At 39.5% G+C, this 12,941-nt stretch carries 13 protein-coding genes (1 of these 13 only partly in view); 11 read left to right on the top strand and 2 right to left on the bottom strand.

Annotation, left to right across the window (positions count from 1 at the left end):
* The first annotated feature begins 165 nt into the window (after positions 1 to 165).
* Together AC2TDL_RS04435 and AC2TDL_RS04430 are read left to right on the top strand one after the other, a co-directional pair.
* A complete protein-coding gene (locus tag AC2TDL_RS04435; RefSeq protein ID WP_484698980.1) occupies positions 166 to 609 on the top strand; it encodes a hypothetical protein in 444 nt (147 codons plus the stop codon).
* A gap of 150 nt (positions 610 to 759) precedes the next feature.
* Positions 760 to 1,425, top strand: coding sequence for a class I SAM-dependent DNA methyltransferase (locus tag AC2TDL_RS04430; protein WP_484698979.1), 666 nt, complete (start codon positions 760 to 762; stop codon positions 1,423 to 1,425).
* A 93-nt stretch (positions 1,426 to 1,518) separates the two neighbouring features.
* On the opposite strand, the gene uraA is transcribed toward AC2TDL_RS04430, so the two are convergent.
* Entirely contained in the window at positions 1,519 to 2,814 is a 1,296-nt protein-coding gene (uraA, locus tag AC2TDL_RS04425; protein WP_484698978.1) for a uracil permease, read from the bottom strand.
* A 189-nt stretch (positions 2,815 to 3,003) separates the two neighbouring features.
* On the opposite strand from uraA, the gene AC2TDL_RS04420 reads away from it, so the two are divergent.
* From AC2TDL_RS04420 to AC2TDL_RS04380, 9 genes are all read left to right on the top strand, one after another.
* The gene (locus tag AC2TDL_RS04420; protein WP_484698977.1) at positions 3,004 to 3,789 is read left to right on the top strand and encodes a GTP pyrophosphokinase; all 786 of its coding nucleotides are present in this window, start codon (positions 3,004 to 3,006) and stop codon (positions 3,787 to 3,789) included.
* Positions 3,790 to 3,922: 133 nt separating this feature from the next.
* A complete protein-coding gene (locus AC2TDL_RS04415) occupies positions 3,923 to 4,300 on the top strand; it encodes an ATPase (protein ID WP_484698976.1) in 378 nt (125 codons plus the stop codon).
* 150 nt (positions 4,301 to 4,450) lie between these two features.
* Positions 4,451 to 4,738: an Asp-tRNA(Asn)/Glu-tRNA(Gln) amidotransferase subunit GatC gene (gene gatC / locus AC2TDL_RS04410; protein WP_484698975.1), complete on the top strand. Its 288-nt coding sequence runs from the start codon at positions 4,451 to 4,453 to the stop codon at positions 4,736 to 4,738.
* Positions 4,739 to 4,766: 28 nt separating this feature from the next.
* Complete coding sequence (gatA, locus tag AC2TDL_RS04405) at positions 4,767 to 6,224, top strand: Asp-tRNA(Asn)/Glu-tRNA(Gln) amidotransferase subunit GatA (protein WP_484698974.1); 1,458 nt, start codon at positions 4,767 to 4,769, stop codon at positions 6,222 to 6,224.
* Between the two features lie 31 nt (positions 6,225 to 6,255).
* Positions 6,256 to 7,695 (top strand): Asp-tRNA(Asn)/Glu-tRNA(Gln) amidotransferase subunit GatB, encoded by a 1,440-nt coding sequence (gene gatB / locus AC2TDL_RS04400; protein ID WP_484698973.1) that lies wholly within the window; start codon positions 6,256 to 6,258, stop codon positions 7,693 to 7,695.
* A gap of 213 nt (positions 7,696 to 7,908) precedes the next feature.
* A complete protein-coding gene (locus tag AC2TDL_RS04395) occupies positions 7,909 to 8,646 on the top strand; it encodes an MgtC/SapB family protein (RefSeq protein ID WP_484698972.1) in 738 nt (245 codons plus the stop codon).
* On the top strand, positions 8,628 to 10,196 hold the full coding sequence (locus AC2TDL_RS04390; RefSeq protein WP_484698971.1) for a DUF4097 family beta strand repeat-containing protein: 1,569 nt from the start codon (positions 8,628 to 8,630) through the stop codon (positions 10,194 to 10,196). The genes AC2TDL_RS04395 and AC2TDL_RS04390 overlap by 19 nt, the downstream gene beginning before the upstream one ends.
* 114 nt (positions 10,197 to 10,310) lie before the next feature.
* On the top strand, positions 10,311 to 10,751 hold the full coding sequence (perR, locus tag AC2TDL_RS04385; protein WP_484698970.1) for a peroxide-responsive transcriptional repressor PerR: 441 nt from the start codon (positions 10,311 to 10,313) through the stop codon (positions 10,749 to 10,751).
* Between the two features lie 92 nt (positions 10,752 to 10,843).
* A complete protein-coding gene (locus tag AC2TDL_RS04380; RefSeq protein WP_484698969.1) occupies positions 10,844 to 12,562 on the top strand; it encodes a glycosyl hydrolase family 18 protein in 1,719 nt (572 codons plus the stop codon).
* A gap of 103 nt (positions 12,563 to 12,665) precedes the next feature.
* On the opposite strand, the gene AC2TDL_RS04375 is transcribed toward AC2TDL_RS04380, so the two are convergent.
* Positions 12,666 to 12,941, bottom strand: partial view of a DUF2614 family zinc ribbon-containing protein gene (locus AC2TDL_RS04375; RefSeq protein WP_484698968.1) — the 3' portion only. 84 nt of this gene lie beyond the right edge of the window; 276 of the gene's 360 nt are visible here — the last part of the coding sequence; the start codon falls outside the window, past its right edge — the gene reads right to left on this strand; the stop codon is at positions 12,666 to 12,668.

Raw genomic sequence — 12,941 nt, 5'->3', positions numbered from 1 at the left:
AATCTTTAACACCTAATATTATTAAATGGAGCCAACAATGAACATTTTTCTTCTCAAGGCGTTAATGATATTGTTACTAATCAAGACACTGCTTCGACTAACGAGCAAAATATAAAAATATTATCTACTCATGCCGATTTCATTCTTTTTGAAAGTCTATCTGAAGTGGAGGAACAGGCTGAGCTAATTGTCTTAGCGAAGTTTACTGGTGAACGAGAATTAAATGAGTATAAAACGGAGGAAGGGCATACGTTTCTTAAAAATTCAATTTCGACCATTAAAGTATTGAAGGTGTATAAAGGAGAAGTTAGTGCAGATAGCATAATTCAAACCTTTGAGCCAGGTTATTTTCAGGAAAAAGATGAATACGTTACGATCGAAGGTTACAATTTAATGAACGAAGAAGGCGAATACATCTTATTTTTGAAAAAGAATGAAGCCGGACCTGTGCATACCATTGTTGGGATGTATCAAGGGAAGTATGATTTGAATGAGCCGGATCAGGTGAATGCTAAGGTTAATCAAACCGATATTGAAAGCGAATATCTTGGTGAAAATGTAGAGCAATTTAACAAATTAAAACAAGAAGTAATTGCAAAGTATCGTTAATTACGAAATAGTATTCTATTAAAAGAGATGAGTTGGAAGTGTTGAGAAATTCACAAGTATGAACGAATCATGGGATGAATAGTATTTATATATCAAACACCTTTGAACAATGAACATAAGTGAGCAGCAAGTGGAGAGGAGGATATCCACATGAATGATATCCAAAACGACAAGCATAAGGTAGCTGCATTATACAATGACATTGCCACTAGCTATGAAGCACTTACAACTCATCTGTCTCATTTTCATATTTTCGTGCAGCATTTTCTTGCCGAGAACGTGCGTCCAGGGATACGGTTGCTTGATCTTGGTTGTGGACCTGGTCATTTGACGAGCGCTCTTCCACTTAATGTGGAGGTAGTCGGACTTGATCTATCTCCTGCTATGGTTGAAGTTGCAAGGCAAAGACGTCCTTCGGGTACGTATCTCGTACATGATTTTCATCAGTCATTGCCTATGGAACTAGGAATGTTTGATGTCATCATAGCAAATGGTTGTTTTGATTTTTGTGAGGATCTCGTAACAGTTATAGGTAATGCAGCTGCTGCCCTTAAATACGGCGGACGTTTTTACTTTACGATTATTGAGCGTCGTGAGGAGCTACGTTATCATGATCAACGCTGGATTGCAGTGGGCGGGGGACAGTCAGACATACGCTTATTTTTTTGGTCATTTTCTGAAATTACCGCAGCAATTGAAGCTTTTGGGCTTAGACCTGTAGTTTATCGACATGCACCGGGGTGGGACAGTGATGTTTTACAGACGACCATTTACTATGGCTACTGGGTAGTGGAGCAATCAAGATTTGAGCAATAAGTTTGCCAGCCTTCCTAACTAAAAAAGCAAAAGTCTGCAAAATAAGAAAAGGTGAATTCCAGAAGGAGTTCACCTTTTTTAGTCCATACATCATTAATGTCCAGCTTCCTCGTAGTCGTTTGAAGCTTTTAGCACATCAAACAGCTTGAACAATAAGCTTAATAGAATACCGACAACCGTTGCTAGTGACATTCCGCTCATTGAAAAATCACCAATTGTTAATTTTACGCCGCTCAAGCCTACAACAAGTACTACAGTAGTTAAGTACAAATTAGATGGCTTAGAGTAATCAACTTTAGATTCAACAAGCATACGGAAGCCTGATGCTGCAATGACCCCAAACAGCAGTAAGGATACACCGCCCATAACCGCAGTAGGAATATTAGCAACTAACCATGAAAACTTACCTAAGAACGATAATACAATGGCAAATACTGCGGCAAGTCCAATTACAAAGGTAGAAAATACACGCGTAATTGCAAGAACCCCAATATTTTCACCATATGTAGTGTTAGGTGTAGAGCCAACGAAACCTGAAATTATTGTAGAAATACCGTTTCCGAGCAAGGAACGATGCAGACCTGGATCCTTGGATAAATCACTACCAACGATATTGCTTGTTACTACTAAGTGACCAATATGCTCAGCAATAACAACTAGTGCAGCAGGAGCAATCGTCAGAATAGCAACCCAATCAAATGCTGGCCAAGTGAATGTTGGGGAAGTAATAAATGATACATCGCTAATTTCATCAAATTTAATCATTCCCATAAAGAACGCAAGCACATAACCGAAAATAATCCCGATTAGAATTGGAATAATACGCAAGAAACCGCGGAACAGTACAGAACCGAGAACAGTCACTGCCAATGTTGCAGTTGATAGAATAATGATTTTCGGGTCCATGGTCCAATCCGGATTATTTACTGGATCTGGATTAATCCAGCCAGCCATACCAGCCGCTGTTGGAACTAGCTCAAGTCCAATAATTGCTATAATTGCTCCCATCGTTGCAGGAGGGAATACAACATCAATCCATTTTGTGCCTGCCTTCGCAATAATTAGAGCAACTACAGTGAAAATTACCCCGACGATAACAAAGCCGCCGAGCGCTTCTGCATAACCGCCGCCAGCTTCTTTTGTTATAACAGCAGTTGCCGGTGCAATAAAGGCGAAGCTAGAGCCTAAATATGCAGGGATTTTTCCTTTACAAATAAAGATGTAAAGCAGGGTGCCTATACCGTTCATAAATAGACAAATCGCAGGATCTACGCCTAGTAAATTTGGAACTAGAACAGTAGAGCCAAACATTGCGAATAAGTGTTGTAAGCCGAGCATTAATGACATCGGCAATGGTGGTTTTTCATGTACACCGATTGATTTTCGCATAATTGTTGCTCCTTCATTTTTTTATGTTCTTGCTAGATTCTACATGAGTCATTTTTATTCGACAAGATCTTTTCTTAATTTTTTCTGTATACTGATTAGTTTGCACCTGGTACTTGCCATCGTATACAATAACTATAACAAGCTTTTTAACTAAGGCTGTAATCGATGGAGACAAGTGAGGAGAAACAGATGGAGAAATACGAACTGATTTCCAATCAAGTCGAGCAATTTAAGCGATTGCGCGAAGAAGTAACGCGCATTATGATGATGTACCAATTTGCCTTAAATGAGCTTGAAACAAAAATAGAAATTTTAAAAGAAGAATTTCAGCTATTGCATGACTATAATCCGATTGAACATACAAAGTCTCGCGTAAAGTCCTTTGAAAGTATAATTGGTAAAATTCAGCGTAAAGGTCTAGCCTTTAATTTGGATACACTTCGCAAACATATTAAAGATATTGCAGGAATTCGCATAACTTGTTCATTTATCTCTGATATTTATCGAATTAAGGAGATGCTTGAAAAGCACTTTGATGTTGAGATTTATGAGGTAAAGGACTATATTCAAAATCCTAAGCCTAATGGCTATCGCAGCCTTCATTTAATTGCAGGCGTACCTGTTGTGATGACAACCGGTCGGGAAATTGTTTGCGTAGAAATTCAAATTCGTACAATTGCAATGGACTTTTGGGCGAGTTTGGAACATAAAATCTTTTATAAATATGATGCCGCTGTTCCCGCCCATTTATTGCAAGAACTAAAGCAAGCAGCGGATGTTGCGAATATGCTAGATAAACAGATGGAACGTCTTCATAAAGAAATATCAATTATAAAAGAAAATCAGCAGGATGATGGAGATGAATTTACGAGGTTATTTCTTAAACAAGTAAGTCGACAATCTACATTATCTTTGCCGCCAATTCTTGAACAAGAGGTTCAACAACTGCTAAATGAAGAGTCAAATGATCATTAAAAAAGCACATACTTGCAGTAACAAAGCAATTTGACAAGTGATTATCGCTTATATGCATGGACATATGATAGAAAGTTTAGTAGGATAATAGGAACATCAGTAAAGCATGTGCGAAACATAGGGGATGATTGTTATGTTACCACTTGGATCAAAAGTTGTGTTTATTGAAGATCAACTTGAGCAAAAGTTGCCGATTGGTGAATACGGGTACATTATTGCGTATGATCGAAATAGTGATAATATCTTTGATTATGTAGTACGTGTGCCTGCACTCAATCGCAATTTTGCTGTACCAAAGGGAGATATTGAGTTAGAGTCGCGCTTAATCGAGCAAGAGGCAGAAAAAATCGGCAAGGAAGCGCTAATTGATTATGCGCTAGCAACCCACAATGAGGAATTATTTCGTTATATTATGAATGGTGAGGCTGATGAGCGTAAAGAGGAAGAAGAAAGTCAGCCATTAAGCGGAAAAGATTTTATCCGCCAAATTAATTTAAAAGCTTGGATTTAAATACAAGATAGGAGCAGCTTAAAGCAAACTAGGCTTAACTGCTCCTTTTTGCTGTCTCATAGTCTAATAACATTGCTATATTTAGCCCTGACAGGCTATAATATAAGGCATGATTACGAAAACCGAAGTCTATTTAAGGAGAGTAGTGAAATGAGCATTAGTTTAAAGGATGTTGAGCATGTAGCTAATCTTGCCCGACTTGAGCTCTCAGAAGAAGAAAAAACGAAATTTACTGAGCAGCTTAATGCGATATTAAAATACGCAGAAAAGTTAAATGAGCTCGATACCGAAAATGTAGAGCCTACAAGCCATGTCTTCGAGCTTGTCAATGTAATGCGCGAAGATGTGACAAAAGAATCACTTCCAATTGAAAAGGTGTTGTTAAACGCACCAGACGATGAAGATGATCAAATTAAAGTGCCAGCAGTTATTGAATAAGAGGAGATAGTGAAAGGAGGAGCTTCTGTTGTTACCTTTTGATTTAAGTATAAAAGAAGTTGGGGCGAAGCTAAAAAATAAAGAGCTGTCCGTAAGCGAGCTAGTAGATGCTTCTTACGCACGAATTGCCCAAACTGATGATACGATAAAAGCTTTTATTACACTTAATGAGCAGGAGGCTCGTAAACAAGCAACTAAGCTGGATGAAACCTTAGCTAAAGGTGAGGCACAGGGAGCGTTGTTTGGCTTGCCTGCAGGAATTAAGGATAATATTGTAACGGAAGGCTTGCTTACAACATGTGCTAGCCAATTTTTAAGCAACTATAAACCGATTTATGATGCAACGGTTACTCGTAAGCTTCGTGAGGCTTCTACTGTAACCATCGGTAAATTAAATATGGACGAGTTCGCAATGGGCGGTTCTAATGAAAACTCAAGTTACTTTGTGACTCGCAATCCATGGAATCCTGATTATGTTCCAGGTGGTTCAAGCGGTGGATCAGCAGCAGCGGTCGCTGCAGGACAAGTCTACTTCTCACTTGGCTCCGATACAGGCGGTTCTATCCGTCAGCCTGCAGCTTATTGTGGTATCGTTGGTTTAAAACCTACATACGGTCTTGTATCTCGCTTTGGCTTGGTAGCCTTTGCTTCCTCATTGGATCAAATTGGTCCGCTTACAAAAAATGTTGAGGATGCTGCACATGTGTTGCAAGCTATTGCAGGCTATGATCCAAACGATTCTACATCTGCTAAAGTAGATATTCCAGACTACAGCGCCGCATTAACAGGAGATGTTAAAGGGCTGCGTATTGCTGTACCTAAGGAATATTTAGGAGAAGGTATCGACGCTCGTGTGAAAGAAGCGGTAATGAACGCATTAAAAACGTTTGAATCATTGGGAGCTGTATGGGAAGAGGTTTCTTTACCACATACTGAATACGCAATTGCAACATACTATTTGCTTGCTTCTTCAGAGGCTTCCTCTAACTTAGCACGCTTTGACGGTGTACGTTACGGTGTTCGTGCTGATAATCCTGAGAACTTAATTGATCTTTATCGTAAATCTCGTTCTCAAGGATTTGGTCCAGAAGTGAAGCGTCGTATTATGCTTGGAACGTATGCATTAAGCTCCGGTTACTACGATGCATATTACTTAAAAGCGCAAAAAGTTCGTACATTAATTAAGCGTGACTTTGATCAAGTTTTCGAGAAATATGATCTTGTTATCGGCCCAACTGCACCGACGACAGCTTTCCGTATTGGTGAGCAGGTTGGCGACCCGCTGACAATGTACTTAAACGATATTTGTACAATTCCTGTATCTTTAGCAGGGATTCCAGCGATTAGTGTACCATGTGGTCAAGCTGATGGCTTGCCAATTGGTTTGCAAATTATCGGTAAAGCATTTGATGAATCAACCGTATTACGCGCAGCTCATGCGTTTGAGGCAAATACTGAATTCCATAAGCAGCGCCCATCGCTATAGCTTAGCGTGATGACGAAAGGATAGATGAAAAATGACTTTGGAAAAATATGAAACGGTCATAGGCCTAGAGGTTCACGTTGAGCTGCACACAAAAAGTAAAATCTTTTGCGGCTGCTCAACAGAATTTGGAGCTCCGCCAAATACTCATACTTGCCCTGTTTGCTTAGGTCATCCAGGGGTATTACCAGTACTAAATCGCCAAGCTGTTGAATATGCGATGAAAGCAGCGATGGCACTAAACTGTCAAATTGCTGATATTAGCAAATTTGACCGTAAAAATTATTTCTACCCAGATTCGCCTAAAGCGTATCAAATTTCTCAATATGATCAGCCAATTGGTGAGCATGGTTATATTGATATTGAAGTTAATGGTGAAACAAAGCGAATCGGCATTACCCGCGTTCATCTAGAAGAGGACGCTGGTAAACTGACACATGTTGATGGCGGATATGCATCACTTGTCGACTTCAACCGTGTCGGTACACCGCTAATCGAAATTGTATCTGAGCCAGATATTCGTACACCAGAAGAAGCGAAAGCATACCTAGAGAAGCTTCGCTCCATTATGTTGTACTGTGAAGTATCTGATGTGAAGATGGAAGAAGGCAGCATGCGCTGTGATGCCAATATTAGTTTACGTCCTTATGGTCAAAAAGAATTTGGTACACGCGCTGAGCTGAAAAATATGAACTCATTGCGTAATGTGCAACGCGGTCTAGAGTACGAACAAATTCGTCAAGCTGAAATCTTGGAATCTGGCGGAGAAGTTGTGCAAGAAACTCGCCGTTATGATGACAGCACTGGGAAAACATTCTCTATGCGCGGTAAAGAGGAAGCGCATGACTATCGCTACTTCCCAGATCCTGACCTTGTTAAACTGCACATTAGTCAAGAATGGAAGGACGCTGTGCGTGCAACTATTCCAGAACTTCCAGATGCAAGAAAAGCTCGTTATACTTCACAGTATGAGCTTTCCGCATACGATGCAGAGGTTATCACTTCCTCCAAAAAATTAGCTGACTTGTTCGAAGAAAGCTTGAATTATACGAAGGATGCTAAAGGCGCTGCAAACTGGATTATGGGCGATTTGCTAGGATATTTAAATGCTAACAATAAGGAGCTATCTGATGTAGCGCTTACTGGACAAGGTCTTGGTGAAATGCTTGAGCTGCTTGCTAAGGGCACAATTAACGGTAAAATCGCCAAAACTGTATTTAAAACGATGCTCGAAACAGGCAAGCTGCCACAACAAATCGTTGAAGAGCAAGGACTTGTACAGATTAGTGATGAAGGAGCAATTCTTGCTATTGTTGATGAAGTAATTGCACGTAATCCGCAGTCTGTTGAAGATTATCGTGCTGGTAAAGAGAAAGCGATTGGTTTCCTTGTTGGTCAAATTATGAAGGAAACGAAAGGTAAAGCAAACCCAGCTTTAGTAAATAAACTGTTGATCGAACGCTTAAAAGCATAATGATTGCGTATTAAATAGTCCAGCACAGTTGATGTAAGATTTGCGACTAAGCTGACTAGCGCCAACGAATTGCGCGATTAACCAATCATAGATGAAAGAGAACTGCATACGATGTAGCATAGCATGCTGCGCGATTTCATACTGAGATCGCGCAGCATGTCTGTATAGAAAAAGAACTTCATTCGATACAATTACAGAGGGAGTGCTTCATTAATGTTATTAGCTACTGATAGCCCGTGGTATATTAGTGAGGTTGAAATTTTAATTCGTCTAGGTACGGCACTAGTGTTAGGCGGTGTCATTGGTTTAGAGCGTGAACATCATCAGCATGCTGCTGGCTTTCGCACAAACATTTTAGTTTGTGTTGGTGCTTGCTTAATGATGCTACTGTCGATTTACGGTTTTTCTGATTTTGTAAACGAGTGGAATGTTCGTGTCGATCCTGCGCGACTTGCAGCAGCAGTTATTACAGGCGTAGGATTTCTTGGAGCAGGTACGATTCTGTTTACTGGGAAAAAGATTTCGGGTTTGACAACTGCAGCCTCGGTATGGGTAGTTGCTGCAATCGGCTTGGGAACTGGAGCGGGTTTTTATTTTGCCTCAGTTTCGGTAACAATAATGGTGTTCTTAACCTTATGGTTATTTAATAAGCTAGAGCATCGCTTCATTCGTAATAAAAAACGTTATGTGGTTAATATTAAATGCGAAAATATGCCATCATTATTTCACGACATTCAACAATTGCTTAAAGAGCATAAAGTCGTGTTGCATAAGCTTTCTATCGGTGAGCTAGAGAGTGAAGAATTAGAGATCAATGATAAAGTGAAGTCGAAAAATGAGCTGGAAATTACTTTATATGTTGATATCGAGCGTAAGTCTGCACTAGCAATACTTTCGTTTGTTCAGGCATTAAAACAAGTGGAGGGCATTCATTGGCTTCAATACGAGTAACATATAAATTATGGATAGTGGTGCTGTCAATTATTGCACCAGGACTAGGACACTGGATCGTAGGAAAACGGGATAACGCATTTTTTATATTAAGCACTTTTCTATTTCATTTATCGCTTGCATATACATTGCTACATATGGTTGTGATCGAGCAGCCTGTTAGTGTAGCGTATTTAATGCTAGTCATCCCATGGCACTATTTTTATGGTATTTATAATAGTCTACAGTCTATGCATGACCAGGTCCGCACTAATTCCAAATTGTTGCTTGTACTTGCTAGTTTGATTAGTATTGCTGCCTTGTTGTTATGGATTCCTAGTGACAGATTGTATCCTTATAAGCAAACGATATGCAGCACTTATCCTAGTGTATTAATGCTATGCACGGTAGCATATTATTTGCTTCATTTAAGTAAGCGTAGTAACGGGAAGCTGTTTGTTTTTCGCTTAAGTGCCTCGATAAGTATACTGCTGTTTAGCGTGCTATTTAATTTGCAAAGCTTTGTTCCGATTCAATGGAGCAAATGGCTGCTCGCCTTACCCATTATTATCGGGCTAGAACTTGTATTGCTTTTTTTGTATCGCTATTTTCTAAATCAGCAGCGACGTTTTACGATTGATGTTAGCAGTATATGCATAGGTGCTCTATTGATTGTCAGTGCTTATTTTGTCATCCAGTATCGTGATTATCCTGAGCAACTTTTAGCAAGCTTTCATGCGCCAATGTTAGCAGAAGATCAGCTTGATGGTGAAACAGGGTACTATTATGAATTGCCACCGATTAAAGTGCCAGCTTCAGATGACTATAAAGCATTACAATTGCGGCATCTTAACGGTTACGTTCGGTTAATGAGCGGCGAAGTGGACGATATAACGATCTATCCAGAGTTATATGTAGCTACTGATGATGAACAGGAAGCATTAAACGTCAAAGCGCAAAGTAAGATTGAGGTTCTCTTTGATGAGAAGCTGTCTATTGTAAGTAGCTTGCCGAGCTATAAACTTAATCGCTACCCAAGAATGAATATTACAGTAGTGCTGCCTAAGCAAAACCGTTTTTTGCAGACGGCTGATGTACGTGTAGAGCATGGTGCAATTAGCATTTCTAATCTTGTATTGTCGAAGCGGTTAAAGGTAGAAAGCAATACAGCAGCTATAAACATTCGATCGATTATTGGACCAATTGAGACAGTAAGCAAATCGGGCAACATTTATATGAATAAAACAGTAGGCACAGTTGATGTACAAACTAAAAAAGGCGATATTACTTTGCTGAATCCTTCCCGTGCTATAAATGCAACTACATTAAATGGGGACATTACTGTCCAGGCTAAACAACTATACGGGGATTGGGATTTATCCGCTACGGTAGGTAATATACAGTTGACATTGCCTAAGGATGGAGATTTTGAATTAAGCGCTAAGGTAAGCTTTGGGCATATAACGATGGGCCAACTTAGCAGGCAGTATCGCAAAGAACTATATTTCCGCCAAGGCAAAGGGAAGTATGTCATAGATCTGTATGCATCTAACTATATTCTTCTTAAATAGAAGTAGTTTGAGGAATAGTTCATTGTCGTTTTGAAGCTAACTGTTGATTCATTGACAAAACTTTAGAAATAAACGTACAATAGAATTATTATAAAAAAGAAAGGCGTGAGGGGAATGGTTGCCAACGTACAATTGGCTTTAGAACAATTGAAGACGAACGGCGTGCGTATGACCCCGCAGCGACACGCGATATTAAGCTATTTGATGGATACGAAGACACATCCAACTGCTGATGATATTTACAAGGCGTTGTCACCAACATATCCAAGCATGAGTGTAGCAACAATTTACAATAATTTGCGTTTATTTGTCGAAGCAGGTCTCGTTCGAGAACTAACTTATGGAGACGATTCTAGTCGCTTCGATGCGGATTTATCAGATCATTATCATGCGATATGTAAGAGCTGTGGAGCGATTGTTGACTTTATGCACCCGCCGCTTCATGAAGTTGAACGAGCAGCAGCAGAAACAACAGGTTTTGTTGTAGAAGGTCATCGTATGGAAATATATGGTCTATGTCAAAGCTGCAGCGAGTCACAACAAAAACATCATTAATTTAGTCAGATAATTTGAAAATTACGTATAGACGTGCAGAGCGGCGATATTTCGCTAATTTGCACGTTTTTATTTAGGAAGGATAATTGAAAATGAATTATACGGAGCATTATCCTCCTCGTTCAAGGAGGAGGCGAGGAACACGTTATTGGTTTATTTTTATTATTGCATTAGCTGTAACATGTATTGTTGGTTATATTAAGCTAGTTCCTTCATTTGAGAAAATGTCTATCAACCATGAGTTTGATCATCCCATTTACTATAACGGTGAGTTACAGCAGTTAGGTGCGCTTATTCAAGATGGACATGTTAAGTTGCCATTGCCATTATTAGATGAACTTTTAGAAGACTCACCGATTTATTATGAAGAAGAAAGTAATACATTAGTGTTAACTACACTTGATAAAGTGCTGAGGTTTAAAACAGAATCGCTTAACGCATTGCTGAATGAGAAAAGCTATGAGTTATCGATAACAGCTCAAGTGGAAAATGATATCGTATATATCCCTGCTGAGCTGATTGAACAGCTTTATGGTTTGCATATTGAAACTTTAGAAGGGAATACGGCAATCGCTGTTTATGATCCAAATTATACGGTGAAAACTGCGATAGTCAGTCGTAAAAAAGGAACTCCTCTAAGAGCTGAGCCAACAATAAAGAGTCCATATTATATGGAGCTGGAGTTAAATCAACAAGTTATGGTATGGGAAGTTGGTGAAGAGTGGAGCAAGGTGCAAACGATGTCTGGTGAGCAAGGATACGTAAAAAAGGCGCATTTACAAGCTAAGGAGAATATTGAATATACCCCTGCGATCGAGCCGTATGAAGGATTAAAGCATGATTTGGCTGGGAAAAAGATTAATCTAATCTGGGAAGCGATATATAATAAGCAGCCTGATTTAGCGTCCATGCCTAAGATGGAAGGTGTCAATGTTGTAAGTCCAACATGGTTCGAGCTTGTAAATGGAGATGGTAAAATCAAAGGAAAGGCAACGCATGAATATGTAAAATGGGCACATGATCGAGGTTATCAAGTATGGGCTTTGTTTAGCAATGGCTTCGAGCCTGACCAAACTACTGAAGTGCTTTCGAGCACGGAAAAGCGTTTCTATATGATTCAGCAGCTCGTTGCTTTTGCCGAGCTATATCATTTGGACGGAATTAATATCGATTTTGAAAATGTTTATACCGAAGATAAAGAAAATCTCGTGCAATTTGTAAAAGAAATGATGCCAATCATGCATGAGCAAGGTTTAGTTGTTTCGATTGACGTTACCCCGAAATCGAACAGTGAAATGTGGTCAGCCTTTTTAGATCGTGCTGCACTAGGCAAGCTTGTTGATTATATGATGGTTATGGCCTACGATGAGCATTGGGCATCTAGTCCAACAGCAGGTTCAGTGGCCTCGATCCCATGGGTTGAACGTTCGATAACTCGCATAATAGAAGAAGATCAAGTACCTGCTGAAAAACTAGTACTTGGCATGCCGCTTTATACACGCGTTTGGTCTGAGGAAAAGCAGCAAGACGGCAGTATAAAGGTCAGCTCTAAAGCAGTAGGTATGGCGAAAGTAGATGAAATTATTGCGCAGTACAAGCTTACGCCGACATTAGATGACGAGGCAGGTCAAAATTATGTAGAGTATAAAGAAGATGAGATTAAGAAACGAATTTGGATTGAGGATGAAACATCGCTCAAAGCTCGTATTGCACTGGTCCATAAATATAAACTCGCAGGAGTTGCTTCTTGGCAGAGAGCATTTGCCAAGCCGGAGATTTGGTCAGTTATTCATAATGAACTTCATTCGTAATTTCTTATTAAAAAAAGCAAGTGAACGGTAATTTTACTCGTTCACTTGCTTTTTTAATATTTATGTATTTTTATATGTGTCTGTTAGCGTTAATGTAAGCCTACTATGCATTGGCTTCTTCGACTCCAGTTGTAGCTTGCTGGGGATCAAGCGTTAGTATTGTTTTGCAATACATACAACGATCTGTTTTACCAAGCATCTTAGTAGGGCGATTACATTCAGGACATTGCAGCATTGTTGCACTAGTAGACATCATCCCTGCCCAGAAGTAGATTGCAACGCTAATAAAGAGTGCTATCATTCCAATAACTAAGAAGATTGCAGCAATTATTTTACCAACGTCCCCAAATAGCAATATACCACCTGTCCCAAGAATCAT

The sequence above is a fragment of the Paenibacillus sp. plas6 genome, from assembly GCF_057221655.1.
This window is presented reverse-complemented; position numbering and strand designations above follow the sequence as displayed.